Origin of the sequence: Bacillus cereus group sp. BfR-BA-01360, from assembly GCF_022663595.1 — a bacterium.
GTDB lineage: Bacteria > Bacillota > Bacilli > Bacillales > Bacillaceae_G > Bacillus_A > Bacillus_A cytotoxicus.
Window position 1 is genome coordinate 1 of the sequence record NZ_JAKUFV010000014.1, and the last position, 22,325, is coordinate 22,325.

Sequence of the window (22,325 nt, forward strand, 5' to 3'; positions counted from 1 at the left end):
CAAAACTTGATAAAGTGGACCAAGCTACTCTCACTAAAAGAAGTTGGCCTATATTTAACTTATCAAATTTCAGATGAAATAGAAAGTGAAAATGTCACATTTTAGGTGACATTTTCATTGACAAGATCTTTTTTCAACAACGTGAAAAAGAACGTGATAATTATCACGTTCTTTTTACATCATCATTCATTCAATTTCCATCTTTTCTTTCAATTGCAGACCTGTAACAGACTCTAATACATCCATCGCTTCTCCAATGGTCATATCAAAAATAGCCTTGTCTTCCATGTACGGAAATTCTTTAAAACGCTTTTCCAACATCTTTACAATATCTGATGTAAATAACGAACTATCAATGCCAAACTCCGTTTCCAGAAGAACAATCCAATCTAAAACATGAAATCCTAGTCCGTTTATAAATGTAATCAGTTTCTCTTTAGGCTGTGAAGTTAAAAATACATAACGCTCCATTTCTCCAAATAGCTGTTCACCTAAAACGTCTGCGATTTCCTCATCGTGTTCATGACTCACAATTTCATCATACCCATAGTCATCAACAAGCTCTTCTATTTCCTCTCCATCTACACAAAGTAATTGACTGCGACTTGCGTCCTTTTTAAATGCACTTTTTTGTACAACTTCTAAAAAACTTGTGTTCCATCCCTCTTGTAGTTTCATCTTGGTAACTCCTTTATTTTTAAATATATATTTTGCTGAAACTTCTCTTTCGCTCTTTCGTTACAAACTCTCACCTGATCAGACAAAACAGAAGCATTACATATAGACTGATTCACATACACAGGTGGATCGATCAGACGAGCCTTTCCGCTCTTGTAACAAATATCATAGTCTTGTCTATTCTCTTCTAATAATATCCCTGGATGCAATTTATGTAACAAATTTATTATCTCATCATCTTGGCATCGTTTTAATTTTTCAAGTAACTGCTCATCCTCCAATAAAAAATCTTCTATATCAATTCGCTTTCTTTTTAATGCAATCTGTAATGCTTCCGTTAATAAATGGTAACTATACGAACCTAATGGATGTAAAAAGAAATCAATTGTTTCTTTATAATATGTTTCTGTAAACCACTCAGCAGCTTCTATAGACCGTAAACAAATTTGTTGGTCTCGAACAGTTAACTCCTTTAAAAAAGTAGAAACTTCCTGTTTTGAAATCATTCCATATGTATATAAATCGCGAAGCGTATAATCTATTCGATCTGCACATAAGGCCGGTAATGGCTGTTCTAATAGCTTCCATTGTTCCCAATTTTGCAGTACTTTAGAATCATATCCATACTTTTGTAAAATACGAGGTATCTCTGAATTTTCGATAACTGTTTCAAAAATAAGTTCATGATAGTCCTCATCTTTTTTATGTAACACTCGATCAACAACATGTGAAAAAGCCGTATGAGATACATCATGTAACAAAGCGGCAACCTGTTCAGCTTCACTTCCACCTAACATTTTCACAAGAAGCATAACACCGACAGAATGTTCAAAGCGGGTAACATTCCAATTTGGATTTACTAAAAAACTAGCCCCAGCTTGATGAACTTTTTTTAACCTTTGCATCGCTTTCGTTTCGATAAGTTCTTCTAATATACCCCCTATTTCAAAAGTGCCGTATACCGTATCATGAACTTGCATTATACCACATCCTTGCTTATATAAGAGACAAACGCCTCATTTCGCCTTGAAAAATATGAATCTCTGGTAGGTGATAAAAGGTAGCTTGAAGAGAATTATGTTTATGATACAGATAAATTTTTTCTCTAAGGCAATCGCCATCCCAATCTCAATATGACTCCCATATCCTCCATCTAACAAAAGTAGAAAAACATCAGCTTCTTGTATCGCTTGTTTTTCTGCTTGACCAATCTGTTGTAATTGTTCTTTATCCCGCTATGTTAGGGCAGTAAGACTCCCACCTCAAGATTCAGAAAGAAGCAAGAAAGATAGGTGAGAGTAGGGCTGCCCGTAACAGCCCGATTGGTGAGGGCTCATAATCAGTGGGGGATGAAGAACCCCCCACTGATTAAAGTTTTACTTTATGTACAACTCTTTCATATTGTGTCCAATCATATGTCTGTTTCCAATCTATTTCTTTTAACTTATTCGCTACAAGCCGAACGAGGTCTTTATTTTGAAAACTGGAAGCGATGTAAAACTTCATCCTAATCTCACTCCTTATTTACAAAAGATAAAAGGAAATTCTTTTTATCACCAAAGACTTCAATAAATTGAGCCTGATAAAAAAATCCCCATCTTTATAACTTATTTTACGTTTAAATGATGGGGCCTTTCATGGTCTTCTTTTATTTTCTGTTTTTTATGATTTTCATGCACTAACATATCTAGCTCAGCTGTTATTTCTGATTTCTCTAAATTTCTTTCTTGTGAAAATTTCCTCGAAATATACATAATAACGCTACCAACGTAAAGGACAAAACATATAATAAGAGCAGTATTTTCATAGAGACTCAGCTCCATCATAGTCACTCCTTATCCATTCTTATTTTCACGCTTAAAGAACTGGAATTTCCTTATTAAATATCTGTTATTGTAACATAAATACAGCAATTCTTCGAACCTTTCATTCTACTGAAAAAGACATGATTTTTTTAGAAATCATGCCCCTGTAATACAGTTTATAATGGTCTGTATTGCATCTTTTCACACTATAGTACACTAAAATATCTTGCTTCAGGATGAGAAAATACCATAGCTGTTACAGATGCCTCCGGCTCCATCATAAATCCTTCTGTTAATGAAATACCTATTTCCTCAGGATGAATGAGGCGAAATAACTTTTCCTGGTCAGCAAGTTCAGGACATGCAGGGTAACCAAAGGAAACTCGAATTCCTCTATATTTTGTACGGAACCGCTCTTCCATCGTCATCTCAGGAGCGTCGGGAATCCCCCAGCGATCTCGAATTAACATATGTGTTTTTTCAGCGAGCCCTTCGGCTAGTTCTAATGCTAACGATTGAATGGCATGACTGCGTAAATAATCTCCCTTTCTCTTCCATTCCTCCGCAACGTTGCGAACTCCTTCCCCGACTGTAACAGACAAGAAGGCAACATAATCCATCTCCTCACCAACAGGACGTAAATAATCTCCTAACGTACGGTACGGCGCTTTCATTTGCCGTGGGAATGAGAAACGCTCTAATACGCGTGTATGATCTTCTGGGTCATAGATGATAATCGTCTGTCCATCACTTTGAGCAGGGAAAAACTGATATATAGCTTTTGGACGTAACCAAGATTGTTCTTCCTGCAATAACTCATCAATTAAATCATTTAACTCATGTGCTCGTTTATCACCTTCTCTGAGCAGTTTTTTTACATTTCCTCTTAAGCCAAGGTGATGCCCAATTAACATTTGCCTATTTAAAAATGGAGAAAGATGTGAAACAGGAATATCACGAAGTACGACCCGTTTTGTTGAGTCTGGCACCATGACTTTTGCTTTCGACAACGGCTCAATCACTGCTGGGATTTCTACTTTCTTCTCTTCCTGTTTCACAACATGAAGATGACGTTCCTTTTTATTCTGCTTCATTTTTTCTCGCTCTTCTTCTTTTTGTAATCGATTCATAATATCAAGACCTGTCATTGCATCACTTGCATATAATACAAGACCATCATAAGAAGGAGAAATACGATTATCTGTAAATTTTCTTGTTAATGCCGCCCCCCCTACAACAATCGGAATATTAATATTTGCTGCTTTTAAATCTTCTGCAGTTTTAACCATTTGTTGCGCTGATTTTACTAACAGACCAGAAAGCCCAATGATGTCGGGTTTCTTTTCCTTTACTTCTTGAACGATACGATCAGAACGAACATTGATTCCTAAATTAATAATTTCATACCCATTATTTGATAAAATAATGTCAACAAGGTTTTTCCCAATGTCATGTACATCTCCTTTTACAGTCGCTAATAACACTTTCCCTTTTTTAGCGCTATCACTAGATTCCATATGTGGTTCTAAATAGGCAACTGCCGCTTTCATACTTTCAGCGCTTTGCAATACTTCAGCAACGATTAGCTCATTATTATTAAACAATCGACCTACTTCATCCATACCTGCCATAAGCGGACCATTAATAATATCAAGAGGTTTTCTTCCTTCTTTAAGTGCGCAGCTTATATCATCTTGTAACCCTTGCTTCGTCCCTTCTACAATGTAGTTTGCTAGTCGTTCATCGAGCGTTAATGTTTCTTGAACAAGCACATCTTTCTTCTTTGCACTTCTATAAAAGTTCGTAAATTCTTCTAATGTTTCTTTCGATGTTTCAAATAATAATGCATCCGCGAGCTTTTTCTCTTCCTCTGGAATCGAAGCATAGCGCTCTAATTTTTCTGTATTTACAATCGCATAATCTAATCCAGCTTTTGTCGCATGATACAAAAATACAGAGTTTAATACTTCACGCCCAGCTGGCGGTAATCCAAATGATATATTACTGACTCCTAAAATCGTTAAGCATTCTGGTAATGCTTCCTTAATAAGACGAATTCCTTCAATCGTTGCGGCTGCCGAGCCAATATATTCTTCATCACCAGTTCCAACTGGAAAAACAAGCGCATCGAAAATAATATCGGAAGGACGTATCCCATATTTCTTTGTTAATAATTCATAACTCCTTTTTGCAATTTCCAACTTTCTTTCTGCACGAACTGCCATTCCTTCTTCATCGATTGTTCCGACTACAATAGCTGCACCGTATTTTCGAATAAGCGGCGTAACCTGCTCAAATCGTTCTTCTCCATTTTCTAAGTTAATTGAATTAATAACACCTTTTCCTTGTATATATGTCAGAGCCTTCGCCATCACCTTTTCATCTGTAGAGTCAATCATAATGGGTACTTTTAAGACTTTCGTAACTTCCGCTAAGAAGTTTTCCATATCTTCGACTTCATCACGATCCGGATCTGCCATACAAATATCAATAATATGTGCATTTTTCTTCACTTGCGCTCGTGCGATTTCTGCTGCCTCTTCAAAATTCCCTTCCGCTACTAATCGTTTAAACTTTCTGGAGCCAATTACATTCGTTCTTTCCCCAACAAATAATGGTCTCATCGAATCATCATATTGCAATGCCTCTAATCCACTAATTCCATGTCCTGCTCGCTCATCGTACTGACGAGGCTTACAAGATGCTAGCGTCTCCTTTATTGCTCTTATATGTTCTGGTGTTGTGCCACAACAGCCTCCAATAATATTAATCCATCCTTCTTCAGCAAAACTTTTCACCTTCTCAGCAAGTGAAGAGGGCGACTCATGATAATGGCCATCTTCATCAGGAAGACCTGCATTGGGGTAACAAGAAATATAGCATTCTGACAACTCAGAAAGAGACCGAATATGTTCGCGCATAAATTCTGGTCCAGTTGCACAATTTAGGCCAACTGATAATGGATTCATATGTTCCACTGATAAATAAAACGCCTCAATTGTTTGTCCTGCTAAAGTTGTTCCCATCGGCTCAATGGTCCCAGAAATCATAAGAGGCACTGTTTGATGTAACTGTTCAAATGCGTTTTGAATTCCTAAATAGGCTGCTTTTACATTGCGCATATCTTGACTTGTCTCAATAAGCAATAGATCGACACCACCGCGTAGCAATCCCCTTGCTTGCCTTGTATAAGCTTCCATTAGCTCGTCAAACGTTACACCACCAGTGACACTAATCGCCTTTGTTGTTGGTCCCATTGCACCAGCTATATATACTTCTTTCTGACTTTCTTTCACAGCTTGCCTTGCTAAAAGTGCCGCTCTTTCGTTTAACTCTTCATCTAAATGAGACAATTTATAATCACTTAATACAATATTCGTCGCACCGAATGTATTGGTCTCAATGATATCCGCACCCGCATCAATATAAGCCTTATGGATATTCAAAATAAGATCTGGTCTTGTTTTTACTAAATATTCATTGCATCCTTCGTATTCTTCCCCACCGAAATCATCAGCTGTTAAATCGGCTTGTTGAATCATCGTTCCCATTGCACCATCTAATATTAAGATTTCTTGCTGCAATCTTTCTTCAATTCGTCTCATTTGTTACTTCCTCTCTCACTTCTTGTTTTTCCTTTATATATTTCACAAGATGTTCTGTAATCTCATATTTTAAAAATGGCGTAATAAGATAAATGCCATGAAAATATTTCAATGCTTCATCAATTAACTCCTGTGCAATACCGATCCCTTCTTCAATCGCATCCGCTTCTGTTTCATGTTCTCTCATTCTTTCTCGCACTTGATCTGGAAGCGTAATCCCCGGTACTTCAAAATGAAGAAAATCTGCATTCCGCTTGCTTACTAAAGGCATAATTCCAATAAAAATAGGTTGTTCTAAATGTTTCGTTTCTTTGTATACTTCATAAATCAACGCTTTATCATAAATAGGCTGCGTTAAGAAATATTCAGCACCCGCTGCAATTTTTCTTTCCATCCGCTTTACTGCGGCCTTTAAATGTCTTACATGCGGATTAAATGCCCCTCCGACAGAAAACCTTGTTGCCGGACCAATCGATTTCCCTAAAATAGATCGACCATTATTCATCTCCTGAATCATCTTAATAAGCTCAATAGACGATACATCATATACAGAAGTAGCCCCTGGAAAATCCCCAACCCGAGCTGGATCACCTGTTAAAGCGAGTACTTCTTCCATTCCTAGCACTGACAATCCAAGTAGATGCGATTGTAATCCAATTACATTGTGATCTCGGCACGTTAAATGAGTAAGTACTGGTATATCATGCTTCGTTAATAACGCTCCCATCGCCATATTTGAAATGCGCGGTGAAGCTAACGAATTATCAGCCAATGTAATCGCATCAGCACCTGCTCGCTTTAATGCTTTAGCTCCTTCAAAAAAACGCTGTGTATCCAATGTTTTTGGTGGATCTAGTTCAACGACAACTGTCGTTTGTTTTTTCGCTTTCTCTGCAAGAGTACTATGCGCTCTAAAGCGCTCCGAATGCGTATGAATGATTGGCGGCCTTGAAACAACCGTCTTTTCTATAACAGGTACTTGATTGGCAATTGCACGTTTCATTCTTTCAATATGTGCCGGTGTGGTACCACAACAACCTCCTAATAAACGAACCCCCTGTTCAATAAACTTCGGTGTCATCGTCTCGAAGTAAGCCGGACTTCCTTCGTATATATAGCGTCCTTCTATATAATTTGGAAGTCCAGCATTTGGATAAGCAGATAAATAACCGTCTTTCGGAATCGAAATCATTTTTAAAGCTTCCGTCATAGGAAGTGGGCCTAATTGACAATTTAAGCCGACCACATTTGCACCATTATGTATGAGTTGTGCTAATATCTCATTTACATCATTTCCATTTTGGGTCGTACCAGCCTCATGAAGTGCTAATTGTGCCACAATTGGAATATCTGTTTGTTTTCTTAGGACTTTGATAGCATGTATGAGCTCAAATTCATCATAAAATGTTTCAAGCAGTAGCCCATCTACCTCTTCTTCTATTAACGCTCCAGCCTGTTCAAGTAGCATAAATTCTCGCTCTATATTCGTTGTCGTAACGGCACCAATATGTTTCATTCCACCAATCGTTCCTAAAATCGCATTTTGCTCCTTCGCAGCTGCTTTCGCGAGTTTTACTGCTGCTCTATTAATTTGTACAACTTGATTTTCTAAGCCATATGTACGCAATTTCGCCTCATTTGCACCATATGTATTTGTTTGAATCACATCAGCTCCAGCAGCTACATATTGTTTATGAATCGATACAATTAAATCTGGATCTGATATATTTAACTCTTCAAAACTACTTTGTAGTCCATGTGAATGCAGTAATGTACCAATTGCTCCATCACCAATTACAATCCCTTTTGATAACAAATCTAGTAATTTCACTTATCTCCCTCTTTTCTATCAATATAAAAAGTCCCCCTCTTCACCTTAAAGAGGGGGACTTCATCGATCCACCTCTTATCACGCAAAACCAATTGTTTTGCAGGTATTAGCACCGTTTCAAACATATTGTTTGAAGGTTGCCGGGTTTCACAGGGCCTTTCCCTCCACCGCTCTTAATAAGAGTTTGTTCTTACTATTTATGTTATTAAAAGGAAATCTGTTCTCCTTTAACAAAATTTGCTGATTTTCTAATAAACTTAGCATGCAAAAAAAGGAAAGTCAACAAAAAATATAAAAAATAAAAAAATTTCAAAATAAAGTTGCAATTCTTTTATCTTTTGTTGTAAAGTTAAACACATAATAAAATTTCATACAAAGTATTCTTATCTAGAGAGGTAGAGGGACTGGCCCTATGACACCTCAGCAACCATTAACAAACTTGTTAATAAGGTGCTAATTCCAGCAAATTATCAAATAATTTGAGAGATAAGAAGAAGACTCTATTTGAATGAAAGCCTTCTTCTTTGAAGGCTTTTTTTATTTTTCTATTACCATATACTTAAATTTCCATCTCATAAAGGAGGAATGTTGCTATGTCAACAATCGAAACAACATTAGCTCAAATTGGAAACCGTAGTGAAACGGGTACAGGTACGGTAAATCCCCCTGTTTACTTTTCAACAGCCTATCGCCATGAAGGAATTGGAAAATCAACTGGATTTGATTATTCTCGAACTGGTAACCCTACACGCGGTCTTGTAGAACGCGCAATTGCTGATTTAGAAAAAGGTGATCAAGGCTATGCCTGTAGTTCTGGAATGGCGGCCGTTCTTCTTGTGCTTTCTCTATTTCGCTCCGATGATGAACTTATCGTATCTGAAGACTTATACGGAGGAACGTATCGTTTATTTTCTGAACATGAGAAAAAGTGGAATATTCGATGTAGATACATAGATACACAATCGATTGAGCAAATTGAACACGCAATTACTTCTAAGACAAAAGCAATTTTCATCGAAACACCTACCAATCCTTTAATGCAAGTAACTGATATTCAAGCTGTTGCAACCATTGCAAAGCGTCATGGTTTACTGCTTATTGTAGATAATACTTTCTATACACCGTATATACAGCAACCTTTAACTGATGGAGCTGATATCGTTCTACATAGCGCAACAAAATATTTAGGTGGACATAACGACGTATTAAGCGGGCTTGTTGTTGCAAAAGGAAGCGGGCTTTGTGCGGAGCTTGCCCATTACCATAACGCTTCTGGTGCTGTATTGAGTCCTTTCGATTCATGGTTATTAATACGAGGAATGAAAACTTTGGCACTTCGGATGAAGCAACATGAAGAAAATGCAAATAAAATTGTGACCTATTTAAAAGAAGAAGACGGTGTAACAGACGTATTTTATCCAGGTAGAGGGGGCATGATTTCCTTTCGTCTTCGCGATGAAAAATGGATAAATCCTTTCTTACAATCTTTATCTATTATTACATTTGCTGAAAGCTTAGGTGGCGTCGAAAGTCTAATGACATATCCAGCTACACAAACACATGCTGATATTCCAACAGATGTACGAATTGCACGAGGTGTATGCAATCGTCTACTTCGTTTTTCCGTTGGCATTGAACATAGCGATGACTTAATTCAGGACTTACAGCAAGCAATTCAATATGCAAAAGAAGGTGTAAAAATATGAATTACTCTTTAGACACACTGTTACTGCATAACAAGTATAAACATGATGCACAAACCGGTGCTGTTAACGTTCCAATTTACAATACATCAACTTTTCATCAGTTTGATGTAGATTCCTTTGGAAAATACGACTATAGTCGCTCAGGTAACCCTACACGTGAAGCGCTTGAAGATATAATTGCTCTTCTTGAAGGGGGAACAAAAGGATTTGCTTTTGCCTCTGGCATTGCAGCCATTTCTACTGCCTTTCTTCTTCTCTCACAAGGAGACCATGTTCTTATATCAGAAGACGTATACGGTGGCACTTACCGAATTGTAACAGACATTCTATCACGTTATGGGATATCCCATACATTTGTTGATATGACAAACATAGATGATGTAAAGCGAAATATAAAATCAAACACAAAAGTTTTTTATATTGAAACGCCATCTAATCCATTATTAAAAGTAACAGATATTCGCACTGTTTGTACATTAGCGAAATCTGTTGGAGCACTTACTTTCGTAGATAATACATTTTTAACACCATTATTTCAAAAACCGCTGGAGCTTGGAGCTGATGTTGTATTGCATAGCGCAACAAAATTTATCGCAGGGCATAGTGATGTAACAGCTGGATTAGCTATTGTAAAAAATAATAATCTCGCTCAAAAACTCAGCTTTTTACAAAATGCTTTTGGAGCTATATTAAGTCCTCAAGATTGCTCTCTTGTACTTCGTGGGCTGAAAACATTGCATGTACGTCTGGAACATTCAGCAATAAACGCAAGCAAAATCGCCCATTATTTCCAAAATCATAAAAAAATACAACATGTCTATTACCCAGGATTAGAATCTCACTCCGGTTATGAAATACAACGTTCACAAGCAAAATCTGGTGGAGCTGTTTTATCCTTTTCATTACAATCAGAAGATGCATTGCGCCAATTTTTATCTAACATAAAACTACCTGTACTTGCTGTAAGCTTAGGGGCTGTTGAATCCATCCTATCGTATCCTGCTAAAATGTCCCATGCAGCCTTATCGCAAGAAGCTCGCGATGAAAGAGGAATTTCTAATTCTTTACTTCGCTTATCGGTTGGACTAGAAAATGTAGACGATTTAATTACTGATTTTGAAAATGCCCTTTCCTATGTAGAAGAACCTGTAAATTTATAAAAGCTGTTTTTATCATCTTAACAAAAAACCCCACCTCAAACTCATGTAGAGATAGGTGGGGCTTTTAATATAATCCTTAAACTGGAATAAAACCATTCGATTGTCACTCTATTCAAGAAGCCTTATAAATGAGCTTTCTATATTCCACGCCTTCAAAATAATCTATTCAATCCAGCATTTAAATTTCGTTTTTTAAGACATATTTTCTGATTAACATAATAAACTTTCTATACAAAATTATAAAATCCTTTTTTCATATTATTTTAAAAATTCCGTATATCGATTTGAAAGAACAAAAAATTCATGATAAAATTATGTTATAAGTATATCTTTTCCAAATTTTAAAGAAAAAAACATCTGTTGGCAAAAACACACAAATTTATTTCATTTATTTACATCATAGTCTCGTTTCTTACAATTTCTTTACTTTAAAACATTTTTTCTGCAACAACTGTTTCCTTTTCTTTAGTTTTTTGGTATGAATATTATGATATAACAGCTTACACGGAGGTGGAAAAGAACATGTTAGAAACCTTTCAAAAAGAATTAGAACTTTATGAGAGTAATGCAGAATTATTGAAAGTGCTTGCTCATCCTGTTCGCTTATGTATTGTAAAGGGCTTAATTGAAAGAGGCCCAAGTAATGTTTCTACAATGTACACTGGCTTAAACATGCCACAATCCACAATTTCACAGCATTTAGCAAAGTTAAAAAGCGCTAAAATTGTCTCTAGTGAAAGAAAAGGATTGGAGATTTATTACAAAGTAGAGAATGAAGTCATCATTCAGCTCGTTCACGTATTATTAGGTTAGGGACTATTGGATCATTAAACAGAGAAAAAATGGCGTATTCTATATATTTTATCTCATATCTTTAATATAAATATATATCATGAGGGAAAATATATTAGGCTACATATGAAAAGTCGTATTAAAAAACAAGACGCAGAAAGTTTCTGCGTCTTGTTTTTTCTATACATATAAATAACGATTTACATCCAAAAACGGCAATCCTTTCTTCTGTATTAAAATATCAAAAGCATCGCCTATTCCTCCATCTAAAATCATGGAACGGATGGATCGATTTATTTTTTGATTTTCAGAAAAAGGGTTTCGATCTTGATGATTCATAAGCTGTTCAAGTATGCCTGCCGCTAATAAAAAGGTACTCTGTTTTGTATGCCATACTGTATACAGTCCTGTCGTTTCCCCAGCCTTCTTTATTTCATCCCAATGTACATGAGCTGTAATATCCATTTCACCAGGATAAGCAAGCGGGCTTCGAATCAATTGATGATGATAATACCCTCTTAAACTTCCTTCACGATGAGCTGGATGCATCCACTCTTCTTTTGTATAACCATAATCGACTGTAATCAGTAATCCTTCTTTTATCCATGCAGCAATCTCTTCTATATAGGATTCTGCTACAATTGGAACTTCAAATCGTTGTCCTTCTGAAAGTCTTATATGATGTCTTCTTAAATAATGAACTGTCTCATTTTCTATCGGCCTAAATACCTCTGTAAGTTTTCCTTCATTTGTATATGAAACTCGCACTTCATATAGCACTCCCTTGCGCTTCTCAATTACTTCAACAGGGAAAGCATCAAATAATTCATTCGAAAAAACAATTCCTGCAAAAGAGTCACCTAATTCTTGATAAGATTGGTGCTGAGAAATATTAGAAAATGAGTTCAGTTGCTGTTTTTGTAGCTTGCGATGAAAAGGGCTTAACTCAATAATAGAATAGTGTAAATCAGCGAAAGTTTCAGGAGATAGGCGCTGCCATTCTTGTAAAACATCATAAGCAAATCTCCCTGTTCCAGCCCCAATTTCACAAAGGTTAGGTTCGATTTCTCCCCCTTGAACAAGCCGGATAAAAAATCGAGCAAATGTCTTTGCAACTGCAGAAGAGACATTACTAGTCGTAAAGAAATCACCTTTTCTTCCGATTTTATTACGGCTGTTCATATAATATCCATGTTCTTGATTATATAATGCAACTTCCATATACGTGCGGTATGAAATCGAATAATCCTTTTCCTTTTCCATATATCCCCTTAAAATGAACTCTATCCCCATACTACACCTTATTGTAAAAATGGATTATTTTCTTTTTCAAACCCAATATTCGTTTCTGGACCATGCCCACACAATACAGTCGTATCATCTGGTAGCATAAATAATTTCTCTTCAATACTTCCCATTAACTCTGTAAGGCTTCCCCCTGGTAAATCTGTCCTACCGATGCTCATTTGGAATAATACATCTCCGGAAAATACAGCGTTCACTTCTTTACAATAGTAGGAAATACTACCCGGAGAATGCCCCGGTGTTTCAAACATTTCAAAGGTAAATGGACCAATTGTTAATGTTCCTTCTCCATCAATCCTATAATCCGCTGGTTTTGCTGTAATACTTCGATTCATCATAAAAATTTGTGAACCGTTAACAGCCGGATCACCAAGCCATTCTGCTTCTTCTTTATGTACATATACGGGAATACGAAAAGCCTCCCTTACCGCATCAACTGCACCGATATGATCAAAATGTGCATGTGTTAATAAAATCGCAAGGGGCTTTAACCCTTCTTGCTGTAAATATGTTACAAGCTTTTCCCCTTCGCTACCTGGATCAAAAATCACACATTCTTTTTGATCGTTACTTAAAATGTACGCATTTGTTTGTAAAGGCCCTAACGGCATTTGTATCCATTTCATCTTTTCCTCTCCTCCAGTTGTTGGACTTTCTTTTATGATACAACATTTCTTTCTCTGACGAAACGAAGCGCTACTATCTCGACAATCATTTCTAAAACATGTACAATAAAAAGAGTAAAAATTCTAAAAAATAAGAATGTGAGAGCAGAGGAGGATTATATATGGGTCTTGTTATCATTTTTGCACTAGTCACTCTGTTAGCTGTATTCGCCACCCTAAGAACATTACGTGAAAAAAACTTACTAGCAGGCGGCTTCTCCATTGCAACCGTACTCGTTTTTGGATGGTTTACAGTTATGACCGTTCTAAATAATGGGTATCCACCAGCATCATAATTCATTGTTATATTCTTATTCAACATGATTTTGCATATAAAAAACGAAAGGGGCAGCCCTTTCGTTTTTTATTCTTCACAAATTATATCATCTTCACTTCGTATTGCTGCTTTTTTACAAGCCAAGCTCCTCCAATTACACCCGCATCATTACCAAGCGTTGCAATTGCTAGCTTTGTGCTCTTTCTAGCACGTGAGAATGCGTATTGTTCAAAATAGCGTTGCGTTGGTTCTAATAGCGCATCACCTGCTTTAGAGACGCCGCCACCAATTACAATTTTTTCAGGGTTTAATGTACTTGCAAGGTTTGCTACAGCTAATCCTAAATAAGAAGCGATTTTTTCTACTACTTCAGCTGCTAATTCATCACCTTGTCCTAATGCTTCAAATACATCTTTTGATGTAATACGGCCTTCTTCAGCCAACATCGAACGCAGTATACTTTCCTTCTCTGTTTCTTGCATTTTTTGCATAGCAACACGAACAATCCCTGTTGCGGATGCCACTGTCTCTAAGCAACCAGATTTCCCGCAATTACAAGGAAATGCATTTTCTGTAACGACTGTAATATGGCCAATTTCACCAGCTGCACCGCTTGCACCATGAACGATTTCACCATTGGTAATAACACCGCCACCAACACCAGTTCCAAGCGTCATACAAACAAGATCTTTCGCACCTTCTCCAGCACCCTTCCACATTTCCCCAAATGCTGCTAAGTTGGCATCGTTATCAATAACAACAGGTAAACCTGTTTCAACTTCTAATAAATCTTTTAATGGATAGTTTTTCCACCCTAAGTTAACCGCTTCATAAATCATGCCTGTAGCTACATGGACAGGACCCGGAGCACCCATACCAATACCAATTAATTTACTCTTTAATTCGCCTAATTCTTCTAATTTTTTATCGATTGCTTTGGCTACATCTAGTGTAATATGTTTTCCTTGTTCACTAGTATCTGTTGGGATTTCCCACTTGTGTAAAATTTCACCGTACACATTAATAAATGCTAATTTAATTGTCGTCCCACCCAGGTCAACACCAACTAACCATTTCTCTTCCATTTTTGCTAACCTACCTTTTTCTATTTCTTGCTCATCTCTTTTTGAATTTCTTGCTTTATTAAAAATAAAGCTGTTTGATAATCGTTTCGTTCAATCAGCTGTGATTGATTCAATTCATGTAGCTCTTCCTGCATTAATTGTAAATCAGCCACCCGATCACCTGTATAAATAACCGTTCCAAATTTTTTTAGTAATTGCTGAATATCATAAATGGATCTCATGTTATCACCCTCTATGTCTACTTATTATACAAATATAATAAGAAAACGTTCACATATTTCATTATAATCAACGAGAAAAAGCCTCGTCAATTCTTATTCATCTCTATCAGAGTATTTTACACAATTGTTTCTTTTTCTGTAATAATTTTTTCGACATTCTGATCAAATGGTTCTATCGGAATATCATCTACAATTTGAAAGTCAAAAGCTAAAGACACTCTTGCCCCTTCATATGTAGCAAGGTAACGATCATAATAGCCGCCACCATATCCAATACGTTCTCCTCGTCTCGTATAAGCAATTCCAGGGACAAAGAGAAGATCTATCTCATTCACCTTTACTTCTTTCGTTACAGTAGGAATAGGCTCTCGCAAATTCATATATACCGTTTCTAATTGATCCCAGTTCATGATTTCACGAAAAGTCATTGTTCTTGTCTTTCGATTACATTTTGGTACAACTACTTTTTTTCCTTCTTGCCATGCTTTTTCTATAATAACATATGTATTCACTTCATGGTCCATAGAAAGAGTAATACCAATTGTTTCTGCCTCTTTCCACTCTCTTTGTTCATATAAAGAATCTGCAATTTGTTCTGATAAAGCCTTACGCTGCTCTTGTGTCATCGAATACATGTGTTTTAACATTCGTTTACGTAGCTGTATCTTCTCCTCATTCATGACTATTTCCCCCTTGCAGTAGCATCTAATCTTAAACCATGCATTACATCCCTATGGGATAGTTTATCATTTTAAATACACACTGCACAGCGAAATAGTGGCACAAAATAAAAAGAAACAGTAGGAAATATTCCTACTGCTTACTTTGTTTCACGGTGTAACGTAGACTTCTTGTCACGCTTGCAATACTTTTTAAGCTCAAGGCGCTCCGCGTTGTTACGTTTATTTTTCTTTGAGATATAGTTACGATCTCCGCATTCTGTACATGCTAGAGTAATATTCACACGCATTCTTATTTCCCTCCAGTCACTAATAACTTAAATCAGACTATACCATAATACCACTTTTAAAACAAAAATTCTACACCTTTTGATATTGTCTAATCTTTTCTATAAGATTTTTCATATTTTCTCTTGCTACTAGTGGGTTTTTCGCATGTGAGTATACAAGAAATTTCGGTTGTTTCACATCAGAAACAATGTACGACCATTCTTTCTCTGCATATTTAAACTGAACTCCTTCTAATATTTCTATTTCCCTTTCTCCCATATCTTGCAGTAACATCCCCATTATTTTCCCTTTTTCATTCCACGAACAAACAACCTCATCACATAACAAATAAAGCGGTGCTGTCTGTTCTACCATCATGGATAATGTACTCCCTTGTTTTGCAATTAACTCGAGTAACTTCCCAATCCGATATAACATATCCCTTTGCCACACTTGTCGCAATTCTTTTTCCATGTGCATATAAAAGAGAAGATAACAATTTCCTAGCTTTAACGATATTGGATACATATCCTCGACTGTTTTCAATAATAAGTCTGACACATCGATTTCGCTAACATTCTCACTCTGATACACCCTACCATGCCCATCATATAATTCGAATACATTTCCTTCTTCACCGCATATAAAGGCCATATTAGAATGACTGGATTTCATTAAAGATTTCACATGTTCTTTCCGCTCCTGCGCATACACCCATGTAATAGAACAACCAAGCCTTTGAAAAAAAGAAAGAAGTAACGGTTGTAACAAACAATCCATTTTATTAATAAGAAGGTGGAACTGTTGCGCCTGTATGTTCTCAACATCTATATATTCTAAAACAGCCGTTACATAATCCTCTAAACAAATTTGTATTATTTGATTTTCTCCTATCTCTTTTTCAGATACATAGCGAAAGTTTTCAGCCATATATAAATTTTCTATTTCCTTCTGCTGCTTATAAGTTAACTGCCTTCCTTCTTTCCCATAGAAACGTATCCTTATATCTTGATCTTTCGTAAAACAAATGAACGCACCACCTATGCATTCTAATTTCCGAATCGTATATTGAAATGGGGATTCATTCATTTCTTGACATTCCACCGTATTCATTCCTACACTGTGAAGCGCATGCAGAAATAAATTTTTAAAAACTTGTACTTCTGCATTCTTATAGCTTCCTATTAATATAGTCTCACCCTTCCGAAACAACGAACCGTAAGCCATTGCTATTTTCACAATGATTTGCGGTGTTATTTCGATATTTCCTCTACCTACAATTTGACTTCTTTGCAACCACCTTGATGCATGTTCTTCTTTTGTAACACCACCAGATGCAATAATAGAATGATGATCAATTATTTTATGAGGCCATAACTTCCCACCTTGCTTAATTACAGTGCTTTTCCCGATTTGACAACAATCCGCTACAACACTTTTCTGATATAGCGTGACATCGTCTTCGAGTCTCGTTTTTTCACCAACTGTCGTCTCTAATAATTCACAATGTTTCCCAATATACGTATTGGCGAAAATAATACTTTTTTGAAGACGTGTGTAGCTTGATACAGTACTATGTTTCCCAATAATAGAATACGGTTCAACGATCGCTCCCGCTCCGATTGTTACTCCGTCACCGATGAAAGATGGCCCGTGAATCTTTGTACCTTTTTCAATCGTTACTGCTTCTCCCATCCAAACCATCGGTAATACTTCTGTATAAGGAATCGTTACATTCACTTTTTTCGTCAATAAATCAAATTGAGCTTGCCGATACTGCTCAAATGTTCCAATATCCATCCAGTATCCTTCTGCTTTGTATCCAAATAACGCATTTGTATTCTCCAATAACGGAAAGATATGGCGACTAAAATCAGCATATGTTTTGGGAGGTATATAAGAAAAAATACTAGGATCCATAATATAAATCCCTGTGTTTACAACGTTTGAAATGACTTCATTCCAACTCGGTTTCTCCATATAACGTATAATTTCTTGTTCTTTATTCATCACCACTAACCCAAAAGACAGTGGATTTTCTACTTCTTTTACAAACATCGTTAGCATTCTCTTCTTCTGTTGGTGAAATACAATCCCTTCTGTTAATGGAAAATCTGTTAATGCATCACCGCTAATTACTACAAACGGTTCATCTAAAAATGCTTCAGCCTGTTTAATACTTCCTGCTGTACCAAGGGGGGGTGAATCCTCAAAGTAATGTAATTTGACGCCCCATTTACTCCCATCCCCAAAGTACTCTCTAATCGTATTGCTCAAATATTGAACAGTAATTGCGATTTCCCGAATACCATGTCGCCGTAACAATTCAATGTTATATTCTAAAACCGGTTTCTCTAGTAATGGTAACATCGGTTTTGGAACATTACATGTTAACGGTCTTAGGCGCCTTCCTTTTCCACCAGCTAAAATAACCCCCTTCATGCACATTCATCCTCCACTTTTGTAATATGAAATCATCTTTATTTACCATATGTATGTGACTTCTATGTCCGTTAATCTTTCCAATGTCTAAACCACCTTAGAAAGCGCTTACTTTTGTTATACAATCGCTATTTTCTTTATTTTTCCATATTTATTACGATACATCTTATCATCATAATTTGAACGAGGCAACGAGCTTTTTTTGTCATGTTTTGACTAAAAAAGCAGATGATTCTTATCATCTGCCCTCATTGATTTCTAGTCATTTAATAAATAATGTTTGCCTTTCACCAAATAGAAAACATTTTCTGCGATATTTGTAATATGATCTGCTATACGCTCAATATATCTAGCAATAAAAGATAATTGTGTAATTTGTGTGATAGCTTCTGGTTGCTCTGGAATTGTAGATATAAATTCACGAATTGCTTTTCCGTATATTTCATCAACGGAATCGTCCATTTCAGCAATTTGTTTCGCGTACGTTAAATTTTCCTTTTGGTAGGCCTCCAAAGAAAGACGTAACATCTCATGAGCAATTGAAAACATTTCTTCTATATGATGTAACTGAACAGATACCTCTTTTTCCCCCAGACGAATTGTTGCTTTCGCAATATTTACCGCATGATCTGCTATACGCTCTAAGTCTGTTGCCGTTTTAATTGAAATAAAAACTTTTCGCAAATCACTTGCTACAGGCTGTTGCTTTGTAATTAACATAAGCGCAAAATCGTTAATTTCCTCTTCTAAATAATCCATTCGGTAATCACTATCAATCACTTCTAACGCCTTTTCTACGTCTCTCTTTTGAAGACTTTCCATAGAAAGTAAAAGGGCACCTCCTGCTAGTTCTCCTAATTTCATTACTTTTTGCTGCAATGTTTTTAAATCATAATGAAATTGCTCGCGTACCATCATTCTTCCCCCTCTATTTATTTCACTATTTGCAAATAGTAAGACTCTCCCCTCAAAATTTGATGAAAGCAAAAAATTAGGCAAGAGGGGAGCTGTCTACGAAAGCTCTCTACTTACTAACATTTCACTTTACATAAGCCAAATCTTTCCTCTTACAGATTAACTTGACACAACAAATGCCCCAACGTAAGAGGGGCATTTTACTCTTATTATCCAAAGCGTCCTGTAATATAGTCTTCTGTTCGTTTATCTGAAGGTGTTGTAAATAATTGATTCGTATCCGTATACTCTACGACTTCTCCACTTAAGAAAAATGCCGTTTTATCCGAGATACGTGCTGCTTGTTGCATATTATGTGTCACAATTACAATACTAAAATTTTTCTTTAACTCTTGTATTAACTCTTCTACTTTCAATGTAGAAATTGGATCTAGAGCAGATGTTGGTTCATCCATTAAAATAACATCCGGCTCAATCGCTAAACAGCGGGCAATACATAAACGCTGTTGTTGGCCGCCAGATAAGCCATATGCATTGTCATGTAATCGATCTTTTAATTCATCCCAAATTGCTGCACCACGTAAACTTTTTTCTACAATAGCATCAAGCGTCTTTTTATCGTGAATACCATGAATTTTCGGACCGTATGCTACATTTTCATAGATGGATTTCGGAAATGGATTTGGCTTTTGGAACACCATTCCAACATGTGTACGTAACTCTTCGACAGGATATGATTTATCAAAAATATTACGCTCTCGATATTCAATCACGCCTGTTGTTCGAACGATTGGGACTAGCTCAACCATACGGTTCAATGTTTTTAAGTACGTGGATTTCCCACAACCACTAGGCCCAATAATTGCAGTTACTTCATTCTCATGAATGCTTAAATTCACATCTTTTAAAGCATGATCCTCTCCATACCATAGATTTAAATTTTTCGTATCGAACACAACTTTTTTTGGGACTGTTTCCACTTTTTCCTCTTTTTTCACCTGTACATTTACTACTGTTGCTACCATTTTGAATTCCCCTTTCATCCATTTCCTACTTTATTTACGATTTCGCAGCCATAAAACAACCATATTCATAATTAGCAACAATCCTAGTAAAACGATCATCCCCGCTGCTGCTACATGTTGAAACTCTTCTTGTGGCCTACTCATCCAATTAAAAATTTGAATTGGTAAAACTGTAAATCTATCAAATATTCCAAGTGGAATATAATTTGCAAAAGCAAGAGCTCCAATTACTAATAATGGCGCTGCTTCTCCAATTGCCCTAGACAAAGCTAAAATACATCCAGTTAAAATTCCTGGGAGAGCAGTTGGTAATACAACTTGATACATCGTTTGCCATTTCGTTGCTCCTACTCCATACGAAGCTTCCAATAAACCATCCGGTACCATACGAATTGCTTCTTGACTGGACACAACAACTGTCGGCAATGAAAGAAGACTCATTGTAAGCGCAGCAGCTACTATGCTTTCTCCCAGTTGAAAAGCATAAACAAAAATTGTTAAACCTAACAATCCAAATACAACAGATGGAACACCCGCTAATGTTTGAATATTTAATGCTATCATTCTTGTAAAAATAGATTGTTTGGCATAATGCTCTAAATATAGTGCTGTACCGACTCCTAAAATAAATGAGACTGGTACAACAATACTCATAAACAATATTGTTCCTGATAATGCGGCAGCAATCCCCGTTTGATTTGGATGGCGCGAAGCAAAATGTATCAAAAAATCGATTGAAAGATAGCCGATACCTTTTTCAAAAATTTGATATAGCAATACAATCAGAATCAGAATAGAAAACAGCATTGCAATAGAAAAAATCCATTTATATACCCGATCTTTCCAAAAGCGAAACGACATGTTTTCTTTTATCCGCTTATGATTTAACATCCGCATTTTATATCGCCTCTTTAAATCGACGCATAATTTGCTGTGAAATGATATTCATCATAAACGTAAATACAAGGAGCGTAGCCCCTACAGCATACATACTGTAGTAAGTAATCGTACCATGCGGTGCATCTCCTAAACTCACTTGAACAATATATGCTGTTAATGTTTGAATCGAATGTGTTGGATCCAAAGATAAATTTGGCGTTGAACCGCCCGCAATGACAACAATCATCGTTTCACCGATCGCACGAGAAGCTGCCAATAAAACCGCAGCTATAATTCCGCTAAACGCGGCAGGTAAGATGACTTGCTTGACTGTTTCAAATCGAGTTGCTCCAAGCGCCAACGAGGCTTCCTTGGCTCCCTTTGCTACAGCCCCCATTGCATCCTCAGCAAGAGAAGCAACCGTCGGAATCATCATAAAACCAATTACAATTCCTGGACTAATCGCATTGAAAAATTGTAAATTTGGAATCATTTTTTGTAAAAGTGGTGTAACAATCGTTAATGCAAAAAAGCCGTATACAATTGTCGGGATACCTGCCAATAGTTCTAACAACGGCTTTAATAACTTTCTAGCAGCCTTTGGAGCATACTCACTTAAGAAAATGGCACACCCTAATCCAACTGGAATCGCCACAACCATAGCAATGATTGTAACAAGAAATGTTCCACATATAAGCGGAAGTATTCCAAACTTCGGTTCTTCAAAAAAAGGTAACCACTCTTTATCAAGAAAAAAATCATGCAATGATACTTTTCGAAAAAACATCATCGTTTCATTTGCAAGCGTCATCACGATTCCTACTGTCGTTATAATAGAAACACTAGCAATTGCCTTTAGAAATACTGGAACCATTCGATTGATTCGCTGCGTTTTCTTTCTTTTAAGCCGATTCCTTTCAATCAAATGCTGCACAGAAAATGTAATTTGACTTTTGTTATGATGAGCCAAAGATGAAAACCCCT

The 22,325-nt window shown here is 36.5% G+C and carries 21 protein-coding genes, 1 pseudogene and 2 riboswitches; of the genes and pseudogenes, 4 read left to right on the top strand and 18 right to left on the bottom strand.

Annotation, left to right across the window (positions count from 1 at the left end):
• Positions 1–186: 186 nt before the first annotated feature.
• From MR056_RS13635 to MR056_RS13665, 7 genes and pseudogenes are all read right to left on the bottom strand, one after another.
• Entirely contained in the window at positions 187–678 is a 492-nt protein-coding gene (locus tag MR056_RS13635; protein ID WP_012095438.1) for a hypothetical protein, read from the bottom strand.
• Positions 675–1,658, bottom strand: a complete 984-nt coding sequence (locus tag MR056_RS13640) for an HD domain-containing protein (protein WP_048723888.1) — start codon at positions 1,656–1,658, stop codon at positions 675–677. Before MR056_RS13640 ends, MR056_RS13635 begins: the two co-directional genes overlap by 4 nt.
• 16 nt (positions 1,659–1,674) lie before the next feature.
• Positions 1,675–1,910: pseudogene (locus MR056_RS13645) on the bottom strand (group-specific protein); the annotation flags it as partial.
• A 136-nt stretch (positions 1,911–2,046) separates the two neighbouring features.
• Positions 2,047–2,184 carry a hypothetical protein gene (locus MR056_RS13650; protein WP_012095442.1) on the bottom strand — a complete coding sequence of 46 codons (138 nt, stop codon included), beginning with the start codon at positions 2,182–2,184 and terminating at the stop codon, positions 2,047–2,049.
• Positions 2,185–2,285: 101 nt separating this feature from the next.
• A complete protein-coding gene (locus tag MR056_RS13655; protein ID WP_012095444.1) occupies positions 2,286–2,504 on the bottom strand; it encodes a DUF3966 domain-containing protein in 219 nt (72 codons plus the stop codon).
• A gap of 185 nt (positions 2,505–2,689) precedes the next feature.
• Positions 2,690–6,088, bottom strand: a complete 3,399-nt coding sequence (gene metH / locus MR056_RS13660) for a methionine synthase (RefSeq protein WP_048723885.1) — start codon at positions 6,086–6,088, stop codon at positions 2,690–2,692.
• A complete protein-coding gene (locus MR056_RS13665; protein ID WP_048723883.1) occupies positions 6,075–7,919 on the bottom strand; it encodes a bifunctional homocysteine S-methyltransferase/methylenetetrahydrofolate reductase in 1,845 nt (614 codons plus the stop codon). Before MR056_RS13665 ends, metH begins: the two co-directional genes overlap by 14 nt.
• Before the next feature lie 72 nt (positions 7,920–7,991).
• A riboswitch (SAM riboswitch) is annotated at positions 7,992–8,102 on the bottom strand.
• A 197-nt stretch (positions 8,103–8,299) separates the two neighbouring features.
• A riboswitch (SAM riboswitch) is annotated at positions 8,300–8,412 on the top strand.
• A 100-nt stretch (positions 8,413–8,512) separates the two neighbouring features.
• On the opposite strand from MR056_RS13665, the gene MR056_RS13670 reads away from it, so the two are divergent.
• The 3 genes from MR056_RS13670 (at position 8,513) to MR056_RS13680 (ending at position 11,598) form a co-directional block, all read left to right on the top strand.
• The gene (locus MR056_RS13670; RefSeq protein ID WP_048723881.1) at positions 8,513–9,625 is read left to right on the top strand and encodes a methionine biosynthesis PLP-dependent protein; all 1,113 of its coding nucleotides are present in this window, start codon (positions 8,513–8,515) and stop codon (positions 9,623–9,625) included.
• Complete coding sequence (gene metC / locus MR056_RS13675; protein ID WP_048723879.1) at positions 9,622–10,785, top strand: cystathionine beta-lyase; 1,164 nt, start codon at positions 9,622–9,624, stop codon at positions 10,783–10,785. Before MR056_RS13670 ends, metC begins: the two co-directional genes overlap by 4 nt.
• A 522-nt stretch (positions 10,786–11,307) precedes the next feature.
• Positions 11,308–11,598 (top strand): ArsR/SmtB family transcription factor, encoded by a 291-nt coding sequence (locus tag MR056_RS13680; RefSeq protein ID WP_012095451.1) that lies wholly within the window; start codon positions 11,308–11,310, stop codon positions 11,596–11,598.
• 159 nt (positions 11,599–11,757) lie between these two features.
• Here MR056_RS13680 and MR056_RS13685 read toward each other — a convergent pair whose 3' ends face one another.
• Entirely contained in the window at positions 11,758–12,870 is a 1,113-nt protein-coding gene (locus MR056_RS13685) for a class I SAM-dependent methyltransferase (protein WP_012095452.1), read from the bottom strand.
• 8 nt (positions 12,871–12,878) lie between these two features.
• Positions 12,879–13,508: an MBL fold metallo-hydrolase gene (locus MR056_RS13690; RefSeq protein ID WP_012095453.1), complete on the bottom strand. Its 630-nt coding sequence runs from the start codon at positions 13,506–13,508 to the stop codon at positions 12,879–12,881.
• A 161-nt stretch (positions 13,509–13,669) separates the two neighbouring features.
• Between MR056_RS13690 and MR056_RS13695 the strand changes: the two genes are divergently transcribed.
• The gene (locus MR056_RS13695; protein WP_012095454.1) at positions 13,670–13,843 is read left to right on the top strand and encodes a DUF2759 domain-containing protein; all 174 of its coding nucleotides are present in this window, start codon (positions 13,670–13,672) and stop codon (positions 13,841–13,843) included.
• 82 nt (positions 13,844–13,925) lie between these two features.
• Here the strand turns inward: MR056_RS13695 and glcK are convergent, their stop codons facing one another.
• The 9 genes from glcK to pstC form a co-directional block, all read right to left on the bottom strand.
• Complete coding sequence (gene glcK / locus MR056_RS13700) at positions 13,926–14,909, bottom strand: glucokinase (protein ID WP_012095455.1); 984 nt, start codon at positions 14,907–14,909, stop codon at positions 13,926–13,928.
• A gap of 20 nt (positions 14,910–14,929) precedes the next feature.
• Positions 14,930–15,130 (bottom strand): YqgQ family protein, encoded by a 201-nt coding sequence (locus MR056_RS13705; protein WP_012095456.1) that lies wholly within the window; start codon positions 15,128–15,130, stop codon positions 14,930–14,932.
• Positions 15,131–15,246: 116 nt separating this feature from the next.
• Complete coding sequence (locus tag MR056_RS13710) at positions 15,247–15,810, bottom strand: 5-formyltetrahydrofolate cyclo-ligase (protein WP_012095457.1); 564 nt, start codon at positions 15,808–15,810, stop codon at positions 15,247–15,249.
• A gap of 140 nt (positions 15,811–15,950) precedes the next feature.
• Complete coding sequence (gene rpmG, locus MR056_RS13715; RefSeq protein WP_012095458.1) at positions 15,951–16,100, bottom strand: 50S ribosomal protein L33; 150 nt, start codon at positions 16,098–16,100, stop codon at positions 15,951–15,953.
• Positions 16,101–16,170: 70 nt separating this feature from the next.
• Positions 16,171–18,522, bottom strand: coding sequence for a sugar phosphate nucleotidyltransferase (locus MR056_RS13720; RefSeq protein ID WP_048723876.1), 2,352 nt, complete (start codon positions 18,520–18,522; stop codon positions 16,171–16,173).
• A gap of 258 nt (positions 18,523–18,780) precedes the next feature.
• Positions 18,781–19,437: a phosphate signaling complex protein PhoU gene (phoU, locus tag MR056_RS13725; RefSeq protein WP_041810025.1), complete on the bottom strand. Its 657-nt coding sequence runs from the start codon at positions 19,435–19,437 to the stop codon at positions 18,781–18,783.
• A 209-nt stretch (positions 19,438–19,646) separates the two neighbouring features.
• Positions 19,647–20,462 (bottom strand): phosphate ABC transporter ATP-binding protein, encoded by an 816-nt coding sequence (pstB, locus tag MR056_RS13730; RefSeq protein WP_012095461.1) that lies wholly within the window; start codon positions 20,460–20,462, stop codon positions 19,647–19,649.
• Between the two features lie 30 nt (positions 20,463–20,492).
• Positions 20,493–21,359 (bottom strand): phosphate ABC transporter permease PstA, encoded by an 867-nt coding sequence (gene pstA / locus MR056_RS13735; RefSeq protein WP_012095462.1) that lies wholly within the window; start codon positions 21,357–21,359, stop codon positions 20,493–20,495.
• Position 21,360: 1 nt separating this feature from the next.
• Positions 21,361–22,311: a phosphate ABC transporter permease subunit PstC gene (gene pstC, locus MR056_RS13740; RefSeq protein ID WP_012095463.1), complete on the bottom strand. Its 951-nt coding sequence runs from the start codon at positions 22,309–22,311 to the stop codon at positions 21,361–21,363.
• Positions 22,312–22,325: the final 14 nt, after the last annotated feature.

Excerpts from the sequence above, each read along its gene's own strand:
- MR056_RS13635 (WP_012095438.1), bottom strand. The coding sequence starts at position 678 with ATGAAACTACAAGAGGGATGGAACACAAGTTTTTTAGAAGTTGTACAA.
- MR056_RS13640 (WP_048723888.1), bottom strand. The coding sequence starts at position 1,658 with ATGCAAGTTCATGATACGGTATACGGCACTTTTGAAATAGGGGGTATA.
- MR056_RS13650 (WP_012095442.1), bottom strand. The coding sequence starts at position 2,184 with ATGAAGTTTTACATCGCTTCCAGTTTTCAAAATAAAGACCTCGTTCGG.
- MR056_RS13655 (WP_012095444.1), bottom strand. The coding sequence starts at position 2,504 with ATGATGGAGCTGAGTCTCTATGAAAATACTGCTCTTATTATATGTTTT.
- metH (WP_048723885.1), bottom strand. The coding sequence starts at position 6,088 with ATGAGACGAATTGAAGAAAGATTGCAGCAAGAAATCTTAATATTAGAT.
- MR056_RS13670 (WP_048723881.1), top strand. The coding sequence starts at position 8,513 with ATGTCAACAATCGAAACAACATTAGCTCAAATTGGAAACCGTAGTGAA.
- metC (WP_048723879.1), top strand. The coding sequence starts at position 9,622 with ATGAATTACTCTTTAGACACACTGTTACTGCATAACAAGTATAAACAT.
- MR056_RS13680 (WP_012095451.1), top strand. The coding sequence starts at position 11,308 with ATGTTAGAAACCTTTCAAAAAGAATTAGAACTTTATGAGAGTAATGCA.
- MR056_RS13685 (WP_012095452.1), bottom strand. The coding sequence starts at position 12,870 with ATGGGGATAGAGTTCATTTTAAGGGGATATATGGAAAAGGAAAAGGAT.
- MR056_RS13690 (WP_012095453.1), bottom strand. The coding sequence starts at position 13,508 with ATGAAATGGATACAAATGCCGTTAGGGCCTTTACAAACAAATGCGTAC.
- MR056_RS13695 (WP_012095454.1), top strand. The coding sequence starts at position 13,670 with ATGGGTCTTGTTATCATTTTTGCACTAGTCACTCTGTTAGCTGTATTC.
- glcK (WP_012095455.1), bottom strand. The coding sequence starts at position 14,909 with ATGGAAGAGAAATGGTTAGTTGGTGTTGACCTGGGTGGGACGACAATT.
- MR056_RS13705 (WP_012095456.1), bottom strand. The coding sequence starts at position 15,130 with ATGAGATCCATTTATGATATTCAGCAATTACTAAAAAAATTTGGAACG.
- MR056_RS13710 (WP_012095457.1), bottom strand. The coding sequence starts at position 15,810 with ATGAATGAGGAGAAGATACAGCTACGTAAACGAATGTTAAAACACATG.
- rpmG (WP_012095458.1), bottom strand. The coding sequence starts at position 16,100 with ATGCGTGTGAATATTACTCTAGCATGTACAGAATGCGGAGATCGTAAC.
- MR056_RS13720 (WP_048723876.1), bottom strand. The coding sequence starts at position 18,522 with ATGAAGGGGGTTATTTTAGCTGGTGGAAAAGGAAGGCGCCTAAGACCG.
- phoU (WP_041810025.1), bottom strand. The coding sequence starts at position 19,437 with ATGGTACGCGAGCAATTTCATTATGATTTAAAAACATTGCAGCAAAAA.
- pstB (WP_012095461.1), bottom strand. The coding sequence starts at position 20,462 with ATGGTAGCAACAGTAGTAAATGTACAGGTGAAAAAAGAGGAAAAAGTG.
- pstA (WP_012095462.1), bottom strand. The coding sequence starts at position 21,359 with ATGCGGATGTTAAATCATAAGCGGATAAAAGAAAACATGTCGTTTCGC.